Raw genomic sequence first — 21,176 nt, 5'->3', positions numbered from 1 at the left:
AATAAAACGGGTTACACTATAGAATGAACTTATCAAATACAGAAAGGGGTTAGTTAATTTGAAGAAATTATTTTTACTTTTCATTTTAAGTTTATTAACAGTTGTCGTTGTTGCTTGTAGTTCAGGTTCAGACGAAGAAGAAACATCAGGAGAAAACAATGACACAGAAACAGAGGGAACAGAAGAGACAGATGAAGAAGCAAGTGGAGAAGGAGAAGACATTACCTTACGTGTTGCTTGGTGGGGTGGCCAAGAAAGGCATGATCGTACACTTCAAGTAATCGAAATGTACGAAGAGCAAAATCCTAATGTCACAATCGAAGCAGAGTATTCAGGGTTTGATGGTTACTTTGATAAATTGAATACGCAGCTAGCAGCAGGTAATGCGCCAGACGTTATTCAATTTGGTGGTAACTTAAATGACTTTGTACTAAGAGATGTTATTTTACCACTTGATGATTATGTTGGAAATGAATTAGATACTAGCTTGCACTCACAAAGTATGTTGGATTCTGCAACATTTGATGATCAACTATTTGGGGTCACTTTAGGTACTACTGCTTGGGGTGTATTAGTTAACAAGACTGCTTTTGAAGAAGCTGGAATTTCCATGCCGAGTAAAGAATGGACTTGGGAAGATTTTCAAGATATCACACCACAGATCACTGAAAATATCGATGGCATGTACGGTGCATCAGACTTTAGTGAGGATGGATTTGGTGTATTCTTAGCCCAGCGTGATAAATACACGTATCTTGATGGAGAAATAGGATTTGGTGTAGAGGATGTAAAAGATTGGTTTAGTTTATGGCAGGATTTAAGAGAAAGTGGTGGAGCAGCTATGGCTGAAGTACAAGTATCAGCTTCTCAAACACCAGAGCAATCTTTGATCGTGCAACGTGATGTTGCAGTTGAGTCTATTGCAAGTAACCAATTAGGTGCTTATGCCGGTGCAACTGAAGATGAGTTTGAATTGTATCCATATCCATATAATTCTGAAACAGGTAAGAATGGAGTTTCATTAAGACCAAGTCAGTATTTTGCAGCATACAAAGATACACCACATCCAGAAGAAGCTGCTAAATTTATGGACTTCTTTGTAAATAACACAGAAGCTACGGATGTTCTAGGGAATGACCGCGGTGCTCCAGTTAACTCAGAAGTACGCAAAAGCTTAATTGAAAGCGCAAGTGAACTAGACGAGAAAGTTTATGCATATATCGATCTAGTAAGTGAAACTTCTGATGCTCCTTATATCCCGAACTTACCAGGATATAACGAAAATACACAGTTGTTCACAGAAACAGAGCAAATCATTTATTATGATCAAAAATCTGTAGATGAAGCTTCAGAAGATTATTTTGAAGAGTTATTATCTAATATTGAAAAATATGAAGACGAAGAAGCTGAATAATTAGATTTGGATGAACAGAGTGACTCTTGTCTAGAGTCACTTTGTTACATCCTTATTATTTGAAGTCTTAAAAATAATTATTAAAACAATTTCAGAATAACAACTTGTTAGGCTAGTTGTTTTTTGAAATGAAGACTTCAACTTATTTTCATACTATAGGAAAGGATAAAATTTATCGGACTATAGTATAAAGAAAACGAAAGCTTTCGCCATAAGACCTGGCGATAAGTCGAGTTTTATTAAGTATTTAGGAGGGGTGCCAATTGGCTGGTTCAGAAGCTGTACCAACAACTATAAAAAAACCAAAGATGTCAAAAGATAAGAAAAAGCAGTACATTATTGCCTATATTTTCTTGTTACCATGGCTTTTCGGGTTCTTAGGATTAGTACTCGGACCAATGATTAGTTCGTTATATTTATCATTTACTAGATTCGATTTATTAAACCCTGCAGAATGGGTAGGTCTAGCGAACTATCAAGAAATGTTTCAAGATACTAGATGGATCGCATCTGCAAAGGTTACCTTAACATTTGTTTTTGTTGCTGTACCCACACAATTAATTGCTGCATTATTAGTAGCGGTATTGTTAAATAAAAAAATGATGGGTGTAGGCTTTTATAGAACTACTTACTACTTACCATCCTTATTAGGTGGAAGTGTTGCAATTGCAATTCTATGGAAAAACTTATTTGAAATCGATGGTTTAGTAAACCAGGTTCTTGCTTACTTTAATATCGAAGGTCAAGGTTGGATTTCACATCCGGATTATGCTCTAGGCACGATTATTATTCTTGCAACATGGCAGTTTGGTGCTTCGATGGTTATCTTTTTAGCAGGCTTAAAACAGATTCCAAAAGAACTGTATGAAGCTGCTGCGGTAGACGGTGGGACAAAGATACAGACATTTTTCCGTATTACCTTACCATTATTATCACCAGTTATTTTCTTTAACCTAGTGATTGAATTAATTAAATCCATTCAAGTCTTTACCTCAGCCTTCATCATAAGTGAGGGAACAGGTGGACCAATAAACTCTACGTTATTCTATACGTTGTATCTATACCAAAAAGGGTTTACTCATTTTGAAATGGGTTACGCCTCAGCAATGGCTTGGGTGTTAGTATTCGTATTAGGAGTTATGACATTGGTTATCTTTTTCTCTTCTAAATATTGGGTGCATTACGAAGATGGGGGGAAACTATAATGGATCAAAGTACAAAAACTAGCAGATTACTCACACATATATTCATTATTATCTTTGGATTATTTATGCTTTATCCGGTAATCTGGATGATTTCAGCATCCTTTAAGCCAGAAACCTTAATTTTTTCATCACCAGGACTCTTTTCAAAAGAATGGACCATTGATAATTATTTTACAGGTTGGAATGTTGTGCGTAATACAACTTTCGGACAATTTTTCCAAAATTCATTCTTAATTAGTACCATTGCAGTTATAGCAAATATTATTACTTGCTCAATGGCTGCGTATGCTTTTGCTAGATTGAAGTTTCCATTAAAAAAATTATGGTTTGCCTGTATGTTGATGACTATCATGTTACCAGCACATGCAACGTTAATTCCGCAATATACTATTTTTCATAATTTAGGATGGGTGAATACAATTTTGCCGCTTACTGTACCTAAATTATTAGCTACAGATGCCTTTTTCATCTTTTTAATGGTTCAATTCTTTAGAGGCATTCCACGTGAGCTAGATGAGAGTGCAATTATGGATGGTTGTGGTATATTTCAAATATACACACGAATTATTATGCCATTAGCCGTACCTGTATTAATTACGACTGCAATATTTACTTTCATCTGGACGTGGGATGATTTCTTTAGTCAAATTCTCTATTTAAACACAGTGGAGCATTTTACCGTTCCATTAGGGCTTCGTTTATTCTTAGATTCTCAAGGTGAATCATCATGGGGTTCTGTATTTGCGATGTCTGTGTTATCATTAATCCCTATAACTACGGTGTTCTTTATCTTCCAACGTTATATTGTTGATGGTATTGCAACGACAGGTATAAAAGGATAATAAGCATCACTTCAGTCACGCAAAAGCCGCGTGGCTGTTGTTCTAGGTATACTTAATTATAAACGGAGCTAGAAAAGAGGCCGCGCTATGATACGTAAACTAAAGACAATAATGGTGTTGAGCTTTGTGCTTGTAAATGCTCTTTTCCTTGCTGGTGTAAGCTATGCTTCTTATCAATATTTTTTTAATTTCACCTCAGAAGAAATTAGTGAAACAAAATTATCGCTATTGAATGAAAGCGCTAATAAATTGTCGGGTGTTATAAACAATATTAGTGAAGCAGGTACTTTTATTGCTATAGATCGATCTGTTACAGATATTTTTAGTGATAATTTAGAGAATCCGTATGAGGCACTAACTGAGCGCACAGAATTAAAGAACATTGTAAATAATATATCTAGCTTAAAGGACGAAGTATATTCCATTGAGATATATACTGATCGATATGCGAATACCCCTTATTTATATGACCACACAATTTTGCCAGAAGACCGTTTGAAGGAGTATGCCTGGTTTGAGCCTTTTATTGATTCTGTTGATAACGGATGGGTGCCAAACCATGAAAGTAATACGATTGGACAAAATGTAATCAGCTATGTTCATCGCATTATTAATCAACGAAATAATACAGTAGGTTATCTAAAGGTCAATGTGTTAGCATCTGATTTTATGAATTATTTACGTGATACGGATCTTTACGCGGAAATAAATGAACCATTTATTTTACTTAATACAGGCAATCGAATTATAGCTGAAACACATTCCACAGAGGATTTCCCAGTCTTGAATGAAATTATTAGTAATACCGATAATTCTATATTTAAGCAATTAACGAAAGAATATGAGGATTTAAGAAATCATCATCAAATAATAAGATCAAATAATGAATATTACTTACTACTTATTTCAAGACCTAACTATGATCAATGGCGTTTAGTACAGGTTGTTCCTGTTGATGATTTATATGAAGAAACGAAGCAAATGGGTGCCATTGTTTTATTAATCGGTTTAGTTGCCATTGTTTTATCCATTCCTATTGTTTATGCACTAGGGAGATGGATCACAAAGCCAATTGGTCAAATGATCCAGGCGATGCGGAAGGTCGAAAAGGGTCAGTTTGACACGAAAATGAAAAAGCATTATGTAGAAGAGTATGACATAATGTCTTCTAATTTTAACCGGATGACGTCTGAATTAAGTGACCTTGTAAGTAAAGTAGAACTCGAAAATGAAAACCGAAGAGAAGCTGAAATGAGAGCTTTACAAAGCCAAATCATGCCACACTTTCTCTATAATACATTGGACATGATTAAATGGAAATCACTTGACCATGACGCAGATGATGTAGGTGAGATGGTTAATAATCTCAGTAAAATGCTGCGTATTGGATTGAGTGGTGGACTTAGCTTTATAAGGCTCAGAGATGAATTAGAGCACGCGAAATGCTACATCAATATTCAAAAACAACGCCTGCAGCAGGATATTAAGTATAAAGCACGCGTGCCCGCATCAATCAAAGACTTGTATGTACCTAAAATTATTTTACAGCCATTCATTGAAAATAGTATGAAGTATGGCTATGACCATAATGAAAAACAGCAGGTGCGAATTGATGTTGAAGCAAATCTTATTTCATCTAAGGAGCAAGAAGTTTTAAAAATTACGATTCGTGATTATGGAAAAGGGTTACCTGAAAACTTTAATGATCAGCATGTTCGAGGTATCGGTATTAAGAATGTTAGAGATCGAATTAGGATGTATTGTGGCGATGGCTACAATATTGAAATAAACAATCATGAGGATGGTGGGGTATTAGTCGAAATGACCTTACCGGTAGTACATCACGAACCAATGGATGATACGAATTCATCACATATATAGGGGGGAGCAACTTGAAAACAGTCATGATTATTGATGATGATCCTTCTGTTAGGGAAGGTCTTCTAAAGCATGTGAATTGGGAGAAACTACATGTGGAAGTATCTAGTACTGCTACAGATGGCAAGGATGCCTTGATGCAAATGGAAACCTTCCAACCGGATTTAATCGTTACAGATGTGTACATGCCAAATATGGATGGCTTGACTTTAATAAAAGAAGTAAGTGAACGTTATCCTGATATACGTATGGTGATTCATAGTGGCTATAATCATTTTGAAAATGCCAGAAAAGCTATTCGCTATGGTGTAAAACACTTCTTTTTAAAGCCTTCTCCTGTTTCTGAGATTGAAACAGTGATGGAGGAAGTACTTCAGGAAATAGAAGTAGAGGAACAGGAAAGTAGGATGCTAGAGAACTATCAACAGCAATTGCCTTCCTACCTTGCATATCAAAAGGATGCTTTCTTTCGTGATTTACTTTCCAATCGTTATAAACCAGCTGCTATAACCCCAGAAAAACTATCTTTATTAAATATTGAGAAACAAGCAAATGTTTTAGTTACAACCTTTATGTTAAACAGACCCCCTTACTTAACAAAAGGGCATGAGCGTGAATGGCAATTAATGAAGTTTAGTGTAGGGAATATTTTAGAGGAAACAATGCAAACCTATATAAGGGTTAGTAGTTTATCTGCGCATTTGATTGATTATTCAGATACAAGCTATGTTCTAATTACATGGTTTGAAGATGATTTTGGGGATCAGTTCACTTCCAATATAGAGATGGCTAATAAAATGATGGAGAACGTTTTATATTTTGTAAAAATTTCCGTTATGATTGGTATGAGTAACAAAAAGGAAGGGTTGCATCAGTTAATTGATGGTTATTTAGAAAGCATGCGTGCGCTTGAAGTAGCAGAATACGAAGAATGGAATAAACTATACGTATTTGATGATGCAGTAAAAATTGAAGCAGACGATACACTTGTTTATCCGTTTTCTTCGATTAAAGAAATGAATCAAGCGATTGTCGAAAAAGATTATGATCGTGTCTTGTTTAGCTGGAATGAGCTCGTAAATCTTTTATCGAAGGACAAACAATCACCATATTATATGGTACAGACAATTTCGATCAATATTTTAAGTGCGCTGATGATGGAGGAACATGTTTTAGAGCAAGCGCAACGACAACCTATTCAAAAATCCGAGCTATTAATTAAGGTCTACGAGCAAACAACTACAAAAGAATTGTTGGATTGGATGACTGAACAATTAACAAAATGGGTAGAGGAATCTAAGGCGTTTTTTTCTGGAAGAAAAACAAGTACATTAGTAGAAAAAGTAAAAGAGCATGTGTATAACTATTACGATGAAGAAATTACACTAGCTGAAATTGCTGAGGATTTGTATGTTAACAAAAACTATTTATCCCAGTTATTTAAAAAGGTTACAGGAGAATCCTTTGTAAACTTTTTGAATCAATATCGGATTACAAAAGCAAAAGAACTTCTTCGTGAAAAACGCTACATGGTATATGAAGTCAGTGAGATGGTTGGATATCAAAATTCTACTTATTTCAGCCAGGTTTTTAAAGCGATTACAGGCGTTAGTCCATCTGAATTTTTCTAAAAAGGAGAGAAAGCACTAATGGTACAGAATAAGGATATTCAATTGCGAGATCCCTTTGTTTACGTGAATGAATCAGAAGGGAAATACTACTTATATGGAAGTACGGATAAAAATATTTGGGGAAAAGGAACAGGTTTCGATGTTTATGTTGGTGATGATTTAGAGAATTGGGAAGGTCCATACCCAGTATTTCGCCCGGATCAGCATTTTTATTCAGAAGAAAATTTTTGGGCTCCTGAAGTACATGCCTATGATGGTAGCTATTATATGTTTGCAACCTTTTTAAGAAAAGATAATGGGAAACGAGGTACAGCAATTTTAAAAGCGGATTCTTTGATGGGACCGTTTTTACCTCACAGTGATGGACCGGTAACCCCTGAAGGCTGGTATTCCTTAGATGGAACCCTCCATTTAGATGAAGAGGATAAACCTTGGATGATTTTCTGTCATGAGTGGGTGCAAATTGGCGATGGCAGCGTTTGTGCTGTTCGCTTAACGGAGGATTTAAAAGAAACTATCGGAAAGCCTGTTACTTTGTTTAATGCGTCAGAAGCCCCTTGGCCAACTTCTTTTAAGCATAAAACACGAAACACGCAGGATAATTATGTGACAGATGGTCCATTTGTATATCGAGCGGAAAATGGCGAATTGTTATTATTATGGGCAAGCTTTGTAGATAATGTCTATGCACAAGGCATATCAAGGTCAATGACTGGAGACATAAAAGGTCCATGGATACATGACGCAGAGCCAATGTTTACAAGTGATGGCGGACATGGCATGCTTTTCCATGATTTAAAGGATAACTTAATTCTAACTCTACATTCCCCTAACAAAACACCAGAGGAGCGTCCAATTTTTATTCCAATGGAAGAAAACGATGGAAAAATTGGAGGCAAGAAAGATGAATAGAAAAGAAACGATAAAAAGGCATTCTCCGCTCCTTACTGAAATTGATCCCGTTGCACCATTATCTTTAGGTAATGGTGACTTTGGGATGTCTGTTGACTTTACAGGTCTTCAGACGTTTCCAGAACAATATCAGGCTCCATTAAGTACACAATCATCATGGGGATGGCATGCAACTGGTGGCAAAGATCGTTTTACCCTCGAGGATATAACGTTCAACTCATACAGAAGCTACCAAAAAGATGTACCCTATCCCCTTTTCCCAGAGGATAAAGAAGAAGCGTACCACTGGCTAAGGCAAAACCCACATCGCTTGCAGCTGGGTCAGTGTGGTCTGCAATTTTTTGATGAGGCAATGGGAGTTATCGATTCTAGCAACATTATTCCAGTTAGACAATACCACGACTTGTATACAGGAATTATTAAAAGTGATTTTGAGGTTGATGGTATACCAGTATCAGTTGAAACAGCGTGTGCAAGTGATGGTGATGTGATTGGAGTGAAAATTGACTCCGTATTAATTAAGGATGGTCGAGTGGGAGTTAAGCTAGCTTTTCCAAGTCCATCTATGCATGATGAAAAATGGGAAAATACTACACAGCTTGATTGGGGAAAAAACAATCACGAAACGCGTTTAAAGGATAATACGTCAAAAGAATGTAGAATTGAAAGAACGATGGACGATACGAGTTATCAAGTGGCACTTGATTGGTCCATCGATGCGCAAATTGAGCTAACAGATACACATACGCTAGAACTTACTCCAGAAAAGGTAGAGGATACTTCTCTCTATTTAACAATAGCTTTTTCAAAACAAACACCAGTAAAGCTAAGCGCTCCTGAAGTAATTGAAAGTAGCACGAAATATTGGCAGGGTTTTTGGGAAAATGGAGGATTTATTAGTTTTGAAGGAAGCACAGATCCTAGGGCACAGGAACTGGAAAGAAGAGTCATTCTTTCCCTTTATTTAACTGCAGTCCATAGCAGTGGTCACGTACCACCCCAGGAAACGGGTTTCATGTATAATAGCTGGTTTGGCAAGTTTCATTTAGAAATGCATTGGTGGCATGGTGCACATTTCCCGCTTTGGAATCGTGAGAATTTGCTTGAAAGAAGTATGCAGTGGTATATAGATATTCTTCCGAAAGCATATGCTTTAGCAAAAAGTCAAGGATACATAGGTGCCAGATGGCCGAAGATGGTTGGTCCAGAAGGAGATCAAACTCCTTCTCCGATTGCACCAGGTCTTATTTGGCAACAGCCACATCCGATTGCCTTATTAGAGCTTATTTATCAAACGAATAAAAAACATTCTTTATTAGAGAAATATAAGGAAATTGTGTTTTCTACCGCTGATTTCATGAGTTCCTATGCCCATTTTGATGAAAAGAAAGGCGTGTATGTCTTAGGGCCGCCTTTAATACCGGCACAAGAAAATCATAAGATGGAAGATAGTATCAATCCCCCTTATGAACTTGAGTATTGGCATGAAGGTTTATCGATTGCAATAGAATGGAAAGAACGACTGGAAGAACAGGTTCCTAAAATCTGGATAGACGTTCGCAATAATTTAGCTACCCCTCCATCGGATGAATCTGTGTATTTAGCGCATTCCAATTGTACGGATACTTTTACAGAAAAAAATCATGATCATCCGTCGATGGTAGCAGCATTAGGTGTGTTACCAGGAAATATGATAGATAAAGAGAAAATGCGTCAGACATTGTATAAAGTAAAAGATGAATGGCAGTGGAATACAGCTTGGGGCTGGGATTTTCCGATGTGTGCGATGACTGCAGCGCGTTTAGGTGAAGGCGAATTAGCTATTGATTTTTTATTGATGGATCAGGTGAAAAACACCTATCTTGTGAATGGACAAAATTATCAGCATGATGCGTTAACCACTTATCTTCCGGGTAATGGTGGCTTGTTAACAGCAGTAGCGATGATGGCAAAAGGCTTTAGTGGTTCAGAAAAAGAAGCACCAGGCTTCCCGGATGATGGCTCATGGAAAATCGAACTAGAAAATATATTCCCTTTACGGTAGGGGAGAAGTTAACCATTCATATAACCGTTAGAGTAGAAGCGGACGGCTTCCACTTCCAATTCGTCGCCCAGGGGATTAGCTGAAGACACGCCCCTCGAGTTAAGTGGGGAAGCCGTAACGGTTGTTAAGTCTATCATTTATTTCAGTATGAATATTATATTTTATCGTTTGTCATTTTTCGTGTCCATATGATTCAACAACTAATCTTTGTCTACTAAAAGGACAGCGAGGTCTTTTCTGGTTTTTTAATGTAATATTATGGTAATATAAATAAAATTTTGTAAATAAGTCTTGTCAAGATGAATGGTCGATATGATATAATGAAAGCTAGTTGTTTTATTATATGGTAGATAGGATGAAGTTTAAAATATGGGAAAACGTACAGATAGAAATAAAAAGAAAAAATCATGGTGGAAAATTCTATTATTGGTATTGCTTTTGATCGTTGTAGGTGTAGGGATATATATATGGACAGTTGTTAACGATGTAAGAGATACAGTCAATTCTAAAATGCATGAGCCTGTAGAGTCAATTGACCGCGACAAAGTAAAGAAGAAAATGAATGATGCAGAACCTTTAAATATACTATTGCTAGGTGTTGATGCAAGGGAAAATGATACAGGTCGTTCAGATGCCTTAATGGTGTTAACACTCAGACCTGAGGAAGACTCCTTGCAAATGATAAGTATCCCGCGTGATACAAGAACATTAATTGTCGGTCGTGGAAATGAAGATAAAATTAATCATGCATACGCTTTTGGCGGGGCAGATATGGCAGTTCAAACAGTAGAAAACTTCCTTGATATTGAATTAGATTATTATATGAGAATCAATATGGAGGGCTTACAAGAGCTTGTAGATGAGCTAGGTTCTATCACCGTTCAGAACGAAATCGAATGGAGTGATGGAAACTACAGCTTCACAAAAGGTCCAGTAGAAATGGATGGACAAAAAACGATGGCTTATGTTCGCATGCGTAAACAAGATCCAAATGGAGATTTTGGCCGTACGGAAAGACAACGTAAAGTGATTCAAGGAATAATTGAAAAAGGTGCTTCTGTAGGAAATATTGCAAAGGTTGGAGAAGTGATTGATATAATGGGTAATAACATGTCTACGAGTCTTGATTTTGAAGATATGCGAAATTTATTATCTGACTATGTCAATACACGAAAGAATGTTACTAGTTATCAAGTGCAAGGCTCTGGTGAGACAATTGGTGGAATATACTATTATATAGTTCCAGAGGAAGAGAGAAGTAAAGTTCATAACATGATCGTAAATTAATATTAAATTAGCCCCTGTTTCTTTTTAAAAAGTAGACAGGGGCTAATTTTTGTATGAAAATGATAAATATTTGCCCCAGCAAGCTAAACCAGCCCCGTGTTTAAACGATTCATTTTGAACGAGATCAAAAAATTTTTCGACAGGAACAAGCTTTAATTCAATTTCTTCACTGGCTTCAAGTGTCGGTTCAGAGACTTTGTAGCAATCATTTGCTAGAAAAAGATGAATTGTTTCTGAAGTTGAGCCGGGTGATGGATAAAATTTCCCTAGAGATGTCCAAAGATTAGACTGGTATCCTGTTTCTTCTAGAAGTTCTCTTTCTGCAGCTTTTTCAGGTTCTTCATTTGCATCGATCATCCCTGCTGGAAATTCTAATTCCCATGATTGGACGGCATGACGGTATTGATCAAGCACAAGAACTTTTTCTTCTCGGGTAATAGCCAAGACACAAATACCATCAGCAAAATTAATATAAGAAAAGTTTCGCATTTCTTGGTTGGATAATTCCACCTCATCGTTCGTGATGGTAAACCGGTCATGTGTTGTGGTCTGAGACGAAATTGTTTTCCAAGGAGATTTAACCATATTATTGACTCCTTCATCATTTTTTAGTTGCTGGTTTAGGATAGACTCTTATCGTTAAAAACATAATACCATAAAGAATAATTGCAAAAATTATCGTCGCCCACCTAATTGGTATACCAAGCAAGTATAAAAGATTATAAAAAAAGAGGGGTAAAGTTAAAGCATATCCTGTCATTTTCCAAAGCTGAGCAAAAGCTAGCTTTCGCTTATTAATAACTTTGATAACCCATGATCCACAGGTCAAAAATGTAACCCCACTTACCACTAAAAACATCATAAGTAGTGGGTAAAAGACAATAAGCTGCAAAATATATAAGCTAAAAGGAATCGTTGCTTCTCTTGTAGGGAATGAAATAATAGATAAAATAACATTTGGTAAGAAAGCGACGATGAAAACTAAAAACAAATAAACTAAAGTGTCCCGCATTCCTACTCTATTAAGTGAGAATAACGCTTGCTTATTAGGGAGCTTACTACTATTAACAAAAACATTCAGTAATTGCATACGTTCCTCCGCTATCTACTTCTTTTCTATCGATTGATAAGCACTATCAAAATATAAAATAGGTTTTCCTTCACCTAATACAATTTCATCAACTTCAGCAATAATTAATTCGTGATCTCCTGCTTCTACCCGGTTTTGAACAGTACAGGCTAGTGTTGTTAAAGCGCCGTTGATTACTGGTACATCATCAAGTGTTGTGAAATCTTCAAACTTTTTATCTATTTGTTTTGCAAAGATCATGGATATTTCTTGTTGTTCTTCACGTAAAATACTGATCCCTAAGCGCTTCATTTTGTCGGCATTTTGACATAAATGTGTTTTTTTATCTAAAGAAATGGTTACAAGCATTGGGTCTAGTGACACCGACATAAATGCATTGACGGTCATTCCATGAATTTCATCATCTAATTTTGTTGTTACGACAGTTACTCCAGTCGCAAATTTACTCATTGCTTTTCTAAAAGTTTGCTTTTCCATGGTGATATTTCCTCCTAAAAGCCTCATCCGTTGTGGAGATTATAATAGCTAATGTAACTTAAGTATAGCATTTACTTCACTTTATATAACAATGAAGAAGTCGATATATTACCGACTTCTTCATCTAATCTAAATTTATGCAGTTACTTGTGCATACTTTTCAGATACAACATCCCAGTTAATCACATTAAAGAAATTTGAAAGGTATTCTGGGCGTTTATTTTGATATTTAAGATAATAAGCGTGTTCCCATACATCCACACCAAGGATGGCAGTTTTTCCATCCATAATTGGATTATCTTGATTTGGTGTGCTCGTGATTTCTAGAGAACCATCTCTGTTAGCAATCAACCAAGCCCAACCAGATCCAAAGCGAGTAGCTCCAGCTGTTGAAAATTCTTCTTTAAATTTGTCGAAGCTTCCAAAGGTGTCATCAATTGCTTTTTGAAGAGCAGAAGATGGTGCGCCGCTTTGATCAGCTGGTGCTAAAATTTCCCAGAAGAATGTGTGATTGTAGTGTCCTCCACCATTATTTCTCACTGGTGTTTGAATATCTTGAGGTAAGCTATCTAGATCTCGTAGTAAAGCTTCAAGTGATTTTTCTTCTAGTGAACCTTTACCCTCTAGTGCTGCGTTTAATTTATCAACGTAAGTTTGATGGTGCTTGCCATGGTGGATCTCCATTGTTTGCTTGTCGATGTGTGGTTCTAGTGCGTCTGTGCTATAAGGTAGTTGTGGTAATGTGAAATTTGCCATTTGTTAATCATCCTTTCCATGTTTTTAGTTGTAATTGTAGTGATTACTTTTTATACTAGATAGTATAGAAAGTATCTATCAACAACATACATGGATTTTTTAAATAATGCAAACAATTCGCTTGTGTAATTATGGAAAAAATCTGGAGGTGCTATATGCATAAAACAACTAAAGAGTTAATTTTAGAAGAACTAAAGAAAGAAGAAGCCTTAACTGTGAATAATTTTATAGAAAAACTTCAAATTACGCATATGGCTATTAGAAAGCATTTAAAAGCCTTAGAACTTGATGGGATGATCGATGTTGAAGAAAGAAGAAGTGAGTTAGGTCGACCATCTAAGTATTTTGTGTTAACTGCCAAAGGAGATCGTTACTTTCCGAAAAATTACGAGACGATTAGTCTTGGATTTTTAGAAGATATAAGTGAAATGTACGGGGAAGATGCAGTGGAAGAATTATTTGAGCGCCGGAAGCAAAGACAAGCAGAAGCTTATAAAACTGAGTTTAAAAATGACGTTAAGAAAGATAAGTTATATGAATTAGCTGCTTTTCAAGATCAAAAAGGCTATATGACAGAAGTAATAAAATTGGATGAAAATAATTATGAACTTAGAGAGTACAACTGTCCGATAATAGATATTGCTAGAGACCATCACGTGGCATGCAAGTGTGAAACGGATATGTTTAAAGAGGTTTTAGAAACGGATGCCGTGAATCGTGTAGCATGTCGAACGAATGAAGATCATTATTGCAGTTTTCATATTGATTTAGAATATGTTGGATCCAATTAAAAAGGTTTTGTAATATTTCCCGGGAAATTGTCTAATAGCAGACAAAGCTCCTAGTTACGCCGTAACTAGGAGCTTTGAAAATTAATGCATAAATGGTTTAAATAACAGATTATTTTCTAAATGAACGTGTTGAATGGTATTCTTTTCTAATTCAGCCAAACGTGCATAAGTAGTTCGGAAGGAGCCACATGCATCTACTGGTGGAGTAAATCCATCTGTGATGTTATGCATAGCAGTTAAAAATTCTTCTGCGAGCTCGTGGTCTTGTTCCATAACAGTATTTAGTTCTTTTATTTCTTGAAATAATTTGTCGTCCTTTTCTTGGTCATAAGCCTCAATTAATGGGAATAAATCATTTTCTTCTTCTTGCATGTGCGCTTCCATATCAACTTTAAACATGTGATAGTATTTGTATAGGTCTTTCAAAAATGGATGCTTATCACCATGCACCTTAAATATTTTTGTTACAAAGAAGCCGATCGGCTCTAATTCCTCTTTTAGATAATGATGATGGCGCTCTACAATATGAGAAATAAGCTCAGTACTGGACATTTCGTCCCAGTTTATTTCTACATTTCCTTCTTCATGCCATGTTTGGTAAGCGCTATTTAAATCTTTTAAAAAAGCATCGCCATCTATAGCTTCTTTCTTTTTTTCTATTGCCTCACTTAAGGGAATATTACCCTTACAACAAAAATTTATGTTTGTTTGCTTAAATATATCACTAGCCTTCGGATAAACTTTTACGATGTCAGCGGGAGTATCTTCCATTTGAAATAATTTCATGTTTTTTCCTCCTTTTAAATTGAGAACCTTATATATGCCAAAGATACGGATAAATAAGTTATTCTATAAAGTTTGAAAAGTATTCTATACTAATCATACAAAAATATTTACTAAAAACATGTGATCTAAGTCACATATTGAGGGTGTATTTTCTGACAGTTTTGTGAAGTCTTTTTAAAAACAAACATGAAGTATAGGGAAAGACTTCTAGTCGAAATTTTGTTACACTATTAAAAGGACATCTAACAAAGTAAAAATGTTAGATAAACACAGGATACCGAAATGAATAGAGGATGGTGAGAAATATGACGATAAAATATACAAATTTTAGAGGAGAAGATTATTTTTTGCATCATCGTTTAACAAAAAAAGGGAACGATAATTATTACTTCAAGAAAAATGATGATCAATCAAAAGTAGATGAGATACCAGAAGGCTTTGAAATTTATGAGCACCCAAATGGAAGAGTATTTTTACGTAAAAAGTTACCAAGGCTTTTTACCGAAAAAGAAGTGAAAATAGTAGATCAAGGCATAAAGAAATATAGTCCAATTAAAGATTTTAAATTGGATGTAAAGAAAGATACGATCTATATCTATACGTACGAAAATCCCGTTACCTCTATAGATGAAATGCCAGTCATAGTAGAAGCTCTATCTGATCCCCGTTATAAAAATTATTTCACAGAGCTCCGATTTCGTCTTGTCACCGATGATTCAGATGAAAGAGAGTTCATCGTAGAGAGAGTTTATTATAGCGGAAGCGCAGAAGATGAATGGATCTTCTTAGATACTTCTACTGATTTAAAAGATTTAGTAAAAACATATGTACAACATCTAGGAAAAGATAGCTTTTTCGATTTACATTATATTAAATAATTTTTAGAGAGAGTCGTAAGCACATTGATTTGTGTTTATGGCTTTTTTGTTATAGGAAAGCAAAAGGTGATGAATTGAATACGAGTATAAATGCGTATTCGTTTGTTTGATCTCGAATGCTAGCCTGTAATATAGGAACTTAAGAGGTTAAGGAGGGGGTATTTGGTTTCCTGCAATATGTTTCGGGCTTTACAACAATCATATCTAACTTTAACCATAGTTTTTCTGGTATTAGTGGAAGGATATCCAGCTTTGAAGAAAGTTATCTAGTATTTAGAAAAAAGAACTGAATGCAAAAAGGGAATATGCAGCCAATTTATTGGCCACATATTTAAGTTTTTGTATTCCATTTTGGAGATCGCTAAGACGACAAATTAGAATTGGAAATCACCATTTTTCATTAATAGGATTTCAGTTCCATCTTCTTTAATACCCACTACTTTCATATCTTCGGTACCAAAGGCCACATTGACTAACAGGAGGGAAGTATTAAGTCCTGCACCCTTCAACTCTTTCACCGATAGGTTGCTGCCATTTTGAAGGTTGGAAGGGGAAGCATTTCCGATTCCAATATGGCAGGCCGTGTTTTCATCAAACAAGGTGTTGTAAAAGAGAGTATCCGCCTGTGAAAGAGGTGAATTGTTAGAGACCAAGGCAATTTCACCTAGATAATGTGAACCTTCATCTGTTTCGATGAGACTTTGTAACGCTTCTTGCCCAGTGGCAGCATAATAGGCAGTAATCCGTCCATCTTTAAAGGTTAGGTAAAAATCATCGATGACACTACCCCCATAGATAAGCGGTTTAGTGGCTACTAGTTTGCCATTCACCTCATTTTTATCGGGTGCAGAAAATATTTCCTCCGTGGGAATGTTCGGAAAGAACGGTATTCCCTTCTTATCTATAACACTCCCACCGATAAAGATGTGATTTTTAGGCATGCCGACTAATAAATCAGTTCCTCGACTATTTGTAAAATGCAGTGCTTCAAACTGGCTGTCGTTTAGAAACTTTTTCCGGGACTCTAAGGCTCTGTCATGAATTTCCCAGTCTTTTATAGGGTTTGTTCCATCTGCCCGTGCTCCACGTAAAATTAATTGCCATAACGATTCTAGGGCTTCTTCTTTACTTAAGTGAGGAAATACTTTAGTTGCCCATGCGAAGTACGGGACAGCTAGAAGACACCAGCGTACCTCGTGAGATCTAATCTTTGCATAATAATCCTTCAACATGGTGCGAGAGGCCTTTTGAAATCGGCTTATCCGTTCTGTGGAAACATCCTCAAAGACATCTAAGTTTTCAGAAATAATATGGATGTAAGCAGCACCCGCATCGTCCCACTCCTTAAACCGAGCCTTCTGCCAGTTGGGAAAGTGATCGATGGCATCATCTGCTGCATTTAAATAAAATTCTTTGGTAGACTGTTCATCTGTCCAATCTATAACCACATTTGAAGCCCCTGACTCATAGGCTGACTTTTGGATTAGACGTGCAAACGTTACATTTTTTATGTCACTATGAATAATCACTAATTGATTTTTTTGCACATTTACACCGGCTCGTACAGCAAGCTCTGCATACTTTTTCAACTGTTCTTCGCTAACAAGCTCATATATTCCTTTATTCATCACACACTCAGCACCTACCTTTTAATTCCTCTATAAATAGAAAAACTTCAATTAACTAAGCTAATTTCATTAATGGAGTTAAAAATTTTTAAATTACTAATTGAATTTAAAAATGGTAAAAATAAGGCCCTGTGCTTGTAATATTACTAAGCACAGAGCCTTGATTATACTAAATGTAATACAATTTAAAATTAATATCCTGATCATGGTTACCAAATTTCTGACCAAAAAGTGTAACTCCACCAACATTTTCTGCATCTTCTTTAACTTCTACTCGGAAAGTCCATACATCAGTCGTAGCATCTAAATCATCAATTGTTATATCTGACATAGGCTCTCCATCCATATACGTACCATGAGGTGTAACTCTGATAGCTTTTAATAATCCATATTGATTTAGGTTATGTGGCCACCAATCTGGTGTGTATTTTCCACGTGTATCCGCATAATCTCCAGGACTTACCCATGTACCTAATTCAATCCCATTTAACGTAAATGTGATATCTGAAGGCCAAACATCATTTGAAAATGGGAACTCTGATGATAACTCTAAGCTAATATCAAGCTGTTGTAAGTGTTCTGTAGGTTTTAAAAAGTTTGGTGTTTTATATTCAATAAATCCTTGAGTAAGCCATATTATTTTTGCATCCATTCTTTTAGGATCCATAAAATATTTCGTTTGATCTACTGGACCAATAAAATCTTTCTCAGTAGCTAATCCACAAGTGGGAACTACTTGATAGTCAGTATAGTGCCCAATTGGAATGGATGTCTCGTAGGTTGCAAAAGAATGATAAATCTTTTTAGGAAAATTAATTTCTATATGATCTACTTTAAGTATAGAAATCCGTTGCAAACCAGATTTCCCAGGAATTTTTTCCGTTCGGATGATTCCTGCTGTTTCTAACTTTTCGATATGTTTAGTGACAATCGGACTACTAATTCCTAGTGCAGCAGATAAGTCTTTAATATTCATTTTATTTTTGGATAATAATTGAATAATGTTTAATCTGACTTTACTAGCTAATGCTTCATATACAGCCAAGGAAGCGTGGTCAATTTCTAATTGCATAATCGTTCAGCCTCTTTCCTTCAATTTACGATTAACTAATATGATAACATAAATCGCTAAAAAAAGTTCATTTTTTCTTATTTTTAATAATATGATAATTGGATTAAAGTTTTAATGATATAAAAATAATTATTTTATTAATTATTAAATGATAAAATAAATTAAGTTTATAAAAATATTATTTAAGTTAATTAAAATGGTTGGTATTTCAATTAATTCAAATTTTATAGGTATTATATTTATTAATAGATTAAATGAAATTGCGATAGGATCTATTTGAGTCATAATTATGTTTTCAAAATGTTGTACAATAACAATGCTTTAACAGCTAAAAAATATCACGATGGAACTAAAGAGGAATTATTCTATGATAAATTTTCAAAAGTATAGCATTATTCCCTGTTCAGCACTTTTTTGATTGTATTCTACAAAAGTGAAATATTTCTAGCAGCTTTGATAATATAAAGATTAAATAATAGAATCTAGTTTGTTAATATAAAACAAATATGATAAAATTATGTCCATCTTTACATTGATTTATAAAGGAGTAAGATTATATGCCCATTATCCAATCTGTCGAACGCGCACTAAGTATAATTGATTTATTTGATGAACAACATCCTGAATTGAAAATTACTGATATAAGCAATAGATTAAACTTGAATAAAAGTACCACACATTCTTTATTGAAAACGCTTAAGGAACATAATTATATAAAGCAGAATCATGATAGTGGAAAATATAGTTTAGGTTTAAAAGTATTAGAACGAGGGCAATTTGTTCTAAATAGTATGGATATTAGACAAATATCAAAGGAATATTTGGGACAGTTATCAGAGAAAACTGGCCAAACAACACACTTAGTTATTATGGAAGGGATGTATGGCGTATATATAGATAAAGTAGAAGGTGCTTCTGCAATTGTGTATTCTAGAATTGGAAAAAGAGTACCGATCCATTGTAGTGCTGTCGGGAAAAGTTTGATGGCATTTAAGTCATTAAATGAGATAGATGATTTATTGACTGATTATAACTTTTTTAAGCAAACTTCTAAAACCATCACAACCAAACAAAAATATTTACGTGAATTACAGAAAGTAAAAGATACCGGATACTCTGTGGATGATGAAGAAAATGAGCCAGGAATTTATTGTATTGCTGTCCCTATTTTTGATTATTCTAATCAAGCTGTAGCTGCAATAAGTATATCGACCACTAAACAAACGATCAACCAAGCTATGAAAAAACTGATCATTCAAGAATTAAAGCAAACCTGTGACCAAATATCAAATCAGTTAGGAAGTAAAAAAATTTATCAATAAGGTAAATTTTTTTATTTAACTATATAAAGAAACTTAGTTTTATAATATAAAACAAATATAGTTTCTTGAGAATGCTACCATAGAAAAATCCATTTGCTCTATGCTTTTAGTTTCAATTGTACTTGGTCATTTATAGAAATACGGCCACATTTATTTAGGATTAGGCTGATTGCTAAGTTTCACTAACTAGCTCTGAGGTAGGGAGGTAAAAGCAATAAAAGAATCATTTTTTTGATGAAGAATTTAAAGGAGAGGAAGAGGAGAATGAGAATAATTTCTTTTGTAAACAAAGGAGAAGAAACAAAGCTCGCAGTAGTAAAAGCTGACACAAATGTTTATCCATTACCTTTTGAGAGTATGCAAGAAGCTTTAATGATTAGTAAAGGAGCTGGAATGTCTCTCTTTGCATTGATCGAGGAAAGTATTGAAAATGCTCCAGTACTAACTGAAAAAGAAGAGGATCTAAATCTAAGTATTCCAATTTTAGCAGATGAAGTATGGGCAGCGGGGGTTACGTATCAAAAAAGTAAAGAAGCAAGAAATAGGGAAGCGAAGGTCGAGAAGGATTCTTTTTATGATAAAGTTTATGATGCGAAAAGGCCTGAGATCTTTCTAAAATCTACTGCTAGACGTGTTGTTGGACCCGAGGAACCTGTGGGAATAAGGAGTGATTCAGATTGGCAAATTCCTGAACCAGAGCTAGCGCTAGTGATACGAGCGGATGGAGAGATTGTAGGCTATACAGTTGGTAATGACATGAGTAGTAGAGACATAGAAGGAGAAAATCCATTATATCTTCCTCAGGCAAAAATGTGGAAAAATTCATGTGCAATTGGGCCGGCAATAACACTCGCTGAGACAGTAAAAGATCCTTATAACTTGGAAATAGAGTCTCGAATTTATCGTGACGGTAACCTTGTTTCAACAGGACATGCGAATACATCGATGCTAAAACGGTCTTATGAGGAGTTGGTATCTTATTTAATTAAAGATAATGATATTGTTGATGGTACTGTTTTACTAACAGGAACATGTATTGTTCCAGATGATTCTTTTACATTGCAAGAAGAGGATGTCATCGAAATCGAAATAGAGGGTATAGGTACATTAAGAAATCATGTTAAACTAGCGAAAAATATAAAATAATAGGAGGAATAAATAAT

The 21,176-nt window shown here is 35.2% G+C and carries 19 protein-coding genes; 12 read left to right on the top strand and 7 right to left on the bottom strand.

Annotated features, from left to right (window positions below; translation table 11 throughout):
• Positions 1-58: 58 nt before the first annotated feature.
• The 8 genes from DFR57_RS00485 to DFR57_RS00450 all read left to right on the top strand — a co-directional run bounded on the left by DFR57_RS00485 (position 59) and on the right by DFR57_RS00450 (position 11,213).
• Entirely contained in the window at positions 59-1,414 is a 1,356-nt protein-coding gene (locus DFR57_RS00485) for an ABC transporter substrate-binding protein (RefSeq protein ID WP_114351174.1), read from the top strand.
• Between the two features lie 308 nt (positions 1,415-1,722).
• On the top strand, positions 1,723-2,619 hold the full coding sequence (locus DFR57_RS00480) for a carbohydrate ABC transporter permease (protein ID WP_170132878.1): 897 nt from the start codon (positions 1,723-1,725) through the stop codon (positions 2,617-2,619).
• Positions 2,619-3,461, top strand: a complete 843-nt coding sequence (locus DFR57_RS00475; RefSeq protein ID WP_114351172.1) for a carbohydrate ABC transporter permease — start codon at positions 2,619-2,621, stop codon at positions 3,459-3,461. Before DFR57_RS00480 ends, DFR57_RS00475 begins: the two co-directional genes overlap by 1 nt.
• A gap of 87 nt (positions 3,462-3,548) precedes the next feature.
• Positions 3,549-5,342, top strand: a complete 1,794-nt coding sequence (locus DFR57_RS00470) for a sensor histidine kinase (protein WP_114351171.1) — start codon at positions 3,549-3,551, stop codon at positions 5,340-5,342.
• A gap of 11 nt (positions 5,343-5,353) precedes the next feature.
• Positions 5,354-6,970 carry a response regulator transcription factor gene (locus DFR57_RS00465; RefSeq protein WP_114351170.1) on the top strand — a complete coding sequence of 539 codons (1,617 nt, stop codon included), beginning with the start codon at positions 5,354-5,356 and terminating at the stop codon, positions 6,968-6,970.
• Between the two features lie 18 nt (positions 6,971-6,988).
• The gene (locus DFR57_RS00460) at positions 6,989-7,882 is read left to right on the top strand and encodes a glycoside hydrolase family 43 protein (RefSeq protein ID WP_114351169.1); all 894 of its coding nucleotides are present in this window, start codon (positions 6,989-6,991) and stop codon (positions 7,880-7,882) included.
• Complete coding sequence (locus DFR57_RS00455) at positions 7,875-9,926, top strand: glycoside hydrolase family 65 (RefSeq protein WP_211315324.1); 2,052 nt, start codon at positions 7,875-7,877, stop codon at positions 9,924-9,926. Before DFR57_RS00460 ends, DFR57_RS00455 begins: the two co-directional genes overlap by 8 nt.
• A gap of 369 nt (positions 9,927-10,295) precedes the next feature.
• The gene (locus DFR57_RS00450; protein ID WP_114351167.1) at positions 10,296-11,213 is read left to right on the top strand and encodes an LCP family glycopolymer transferase; all 918 of its coding nucleotides are present in this window, start codon (positions 10,296-10,298) and stop codon (positions 11,211-11,213) included.
• 42 nt (positions 11,214-11,255) lie between these two features.
• On the opposite strand, the gene DFR57_RS00445 is transcribed toward DFR57_RS00450, so the two are convergent.
• The 4 genes from DFR57_RS00445 to DFR57_RS00430 all read right to left on the bottom strand — a co-directional run bounded on the left by DFR57_RS00445 (position 11,256) and on the right by DFR57_RS00430 (position 13,536).
• Positions 11,256-11,798 (bottom strand): NUDIX hydrolase, encoded by a 543-nt coding sequence (locus DFR57_RS00445; RefSeq protein WP_114351166.1) that lies wholly within the window; start codon positions 11,796-11,798, stop codon positions 11,256-11,258.
• A 16-nt stretch (positions 11,799-11,814) separates the two neighbouring features.
• Positions 11,815-12,303 (bottom strand): DUF1189 family protein, encoded by a 489-nt coding sequence (locus DFR57_RS00440; RefSeq protein WP_114351165.1) that lies wholly within the window; start codon positions 12,301-12,303, stop codon positions 11,815-11,817.
• A 15-nt stretch (positions 12,304-12,318) separates the two neighbouring features.
• Positions 12,319-12,780 (bottom strand): flavin reductase family protein, encoded by a 462-nt coding sequence (locus DFR57_RS00435; protein ID WP_114351164.1) that lies wholly within the window; start codon positions 12,778-12,780, stop codon positions 12,319-12,321.
• Positions 12,781-12,915: 135 nt separating this feature from the next.
• Positions 12,916-13,536, bottom strand: a complete 621-nt coding sequence (locus DFR57_RS00430; RefSeq protein WP_114351163.1) for a superoxide dismutase — start codon at positions 13,534-13,536, stop codon at positions 12,916-12,918.
• A gap of 155 nt (positions 13,537-13,691) precedes the next feature.
• On the opposite strand from DFR57_RS00430, the gene DFR57_RS00425 reads away from it, so the two are divergent.
• The gene (locus DFR57_RS00425) at positions 13,692-14,327 is read left to right on the top strand and encodes a helix-turn-helix transcriptional regulator (protein WP_170132862.1); all 636 of its coding nucleotides are present in this window, start codon (positions 13,692-13,694) and stop codon (positions 14,325-14,327) included.
• A gap of 81 nt (positions 14,328-14,408) precedes the next feature.
• On the opposite strand, the gene ric is transcribed toward DFR57_RS00425, so the two are convergent.
• A complete protein-coding gene (gene ric, locus DFR57_RS00420; RefSeq protein WP_114351161.1) occupies positions 14,409-15,113 on the bottom strand; it encodes an iron-sulfur cluster repair di-iron protein in 705 nt (234 codons plus the stop codon).
• A gap of 305 nt (positions 15,114-15,418) precedes the next feature.
• Between ric and DFR57_RS00415 the strand changes: the two genes are divergently transcribed.
• Positions 15,419-15,991, top strand: a complete 573-nt coding sequence (locus tag DFR57_RS00415) for a hypothetical protein (RefSeq protein ID WP_114351160.1) — start codon at positions 15,419-15,421, stop codon at positions 15,989-15,991.
• Between the two features lie 374 nt (positions 15,992-16,365).
• On the opposite strand, the gene DFR57_RS00410 is transcribed toward DFR57_RS00415, so the two are convergent.
• Together DFR57_RS00410 and DFR57_RS00405 are read right to left on the bottom strand one after the other, a co-directional pair.
• Positions 16,366-17,619 carry an aminopeptidase gene (locus DFR57_RS00410; RefSeq protein WP_114351483.1) on the bottom strand — a complete coding sequence of 418 codons (1,254 nt, stop codon included), beginning with the start codon at positions 17,617-17,619 and terminating at the stop codon, positions 16,366-16,368.
• Positions 17,620-17,788: 169 nt separating this feature from the next.
• Positions 17,789-18,691: an ArsR/SmtB family transcription factor gene (locus tag DFR57_RS00405; protein ID WP_114351159.1), complete on the bottom strand. Its 903-nt coding sequence runs from the start codon at positions 18,689-18,691 to the stop codon at positions 17,789-17,791.
• Positions 18,692-19,248: 557 nt separating this feature from the next.
• Here DFR57_RS00405 and DFR57_RS00400 point away from each other — a divergent pair.
• Complete coding sequence (locus DFR57_RS00400; RefSeq protein WP_114351158.1) at positions 19,249-20,013, top strand: IclR family transcriptional regulator; 765 nt, start codon at positions 19,249-19,251, stop codon at positions 20,011-20,013.
• Positions 20,014-20,277: 264 nt separating this feature from the next.
• On the top strand, positions 20,278-21,159 hold the full coding sequence (locus tag DFR57_RS00395; protein WP_114351157.1) for a fumarylacetoacetate hydrolase family protein: 882 nt from the start codon (positions 20,278-20,280) through the stop codon (positions 21,157-21,159).
• The last annotated feature ends 17 nt before the right edge of the window (positions 21,160-21,176 follow it).

The sequence above is a fragment of the Saliterribacillus persicus genome (assembly GCF_003337485.1).
GTDB lineage: Bacteria > Bacillota > Bacilli > Bacillales > Amphibacillaceae > Saliterribacillus > Saliterribacillus persicus.
The sequence above is the reverse complement of the archived record's forward strand: the minus strand, read 5'-3'. Positions and strand labels throughout refer to the sequence as shown.

What these genes read in the sequence shown, in the direction of transcription:
- DFR57_RS00430 (WP_114351163.1), bottom strand. Translation starts at nt 13,536, where the DNA reads ATGGCAAATTTCACATTACCACAACTACCTTATAGCACAGACGCACTA.
- DFR57_RS00440 (WP_114351165.1), bottom strand. Translation starts at nt 12,303, where the DNA reads ATGCAATTACTGAATGTTTTTGTTAATAGTAGTAAGCTCCCTAATAAG.
- DFR57_RS00400 (WP_114351158.1), top strand. Translation starts at nt 19,249, where the DNA reads ATGCCCATTATCCAATCTGTCGAACGCGCACTAAGTATAATTGATTTA.
- DFR57_RS00445 (WP_114351166.1), bottom strand. Translation starts at nt 11,798, where the DNA reads ATGGTTAAATCTCCTTGGAAAACAATTTCGTCTCAGACCACAACACAT.
- DFR57_RS00410 (WP_114351483.1), bottom strand. Translation starts at nt 17,619, where the DNA reads ATGAATAAAGGAATATATGAGCTTGTTAGCGAAGAACAGTTGAAAAAG.
- DFR57_RS00435 (WP_114351164.1), bottom strand. Translation starts at nt 12,780, where the DNA reads ATGGAAAAGCAAACTTTTAGAAAAGCAATGAGTAAATTTGCGACTGGA.
- DFR57_RS00450 (WP_114351167.1), top strand. Translation starts at nt 10,296, where the DNA reads ATGGGAAAACGTACAGATAGAAATAAAAAGAAAAAATCATGGTGGAAA.
- DFR57_RS00405 (WP_114351159.1), bottom strand. Translation starts at nt 18,691, where the DNA reads ATGCAATTAGAAATTGACCACGCTTCCTTGGCTGTATATGAAGCATTA.
- DFR57_RS00415 (WP_114351160.1), top strand. Translation starts at nt 15,419, where the DNA reads ATGACGATAAAATATACAAATTTTAGAGGAGAAGATTATTTTTTGCAT.
- DFR57_RS00470 (WP_114351171.1), top strand. Translation starts at nt 3,549, where the DNA reads ATGATACGTAAACTAAAGACAATAATGGTGTTGAGCTTTGTGCTTGTA.
- DFR57_RS00455 (WP_211315324.1), top strand. Translation starts at nt 7,875, where the DNA reads ATGAATAGAAAAGAAACGATAAAAAGGCATTCTCCGCTCCTTACTGAA.
- DFR57_RS00460 (WP_114351169.1), top strand. Translation starts at nt 6,989, where the DNA reads ATGGTACAGAATAAGGATATTCAATTGCGAGATCCCTTTGTTTACGTG.
- DFR57_RS00475 (WP_114351172.1), top strand. Translation starts at nt 2,619, where the DNA reads ATGGATCAAAGTACAAAAACTAGCAGATTACTCACACATATATTCATT.
- DFR57_RS00425 (WP_170132862.1), top strand. Translation starts at nt 13,692, where the DNA reads ATGCATAAAACAACTAAAGAGTTAATTTTAGAAGAACTAAAGAAAGAA.
- ric (WP_114351161.1), bottom strand. Translation starts at nt 15,113, where the DNA reads ATGAAATTATTTCAAATGGAAGATACTCCCGCTGACATCGTAAAAGTT.
- DFR57_RS00480 (WP_170132878.1), top strand. Translation starts at nt 1,723, where the DNA reads ATGTCAAAAGATAAGAAAAAGCAGTACATTATTGCCTATATTTTCTTG.
- DFR57_RS00395 (WP_114351157.1), top strand. Translation starts at nt 20,278, where the DNA reads ATGAGAATAATTTCTTTTGTAAACAAAGGAGAAGAAACAAAGCTCGCA.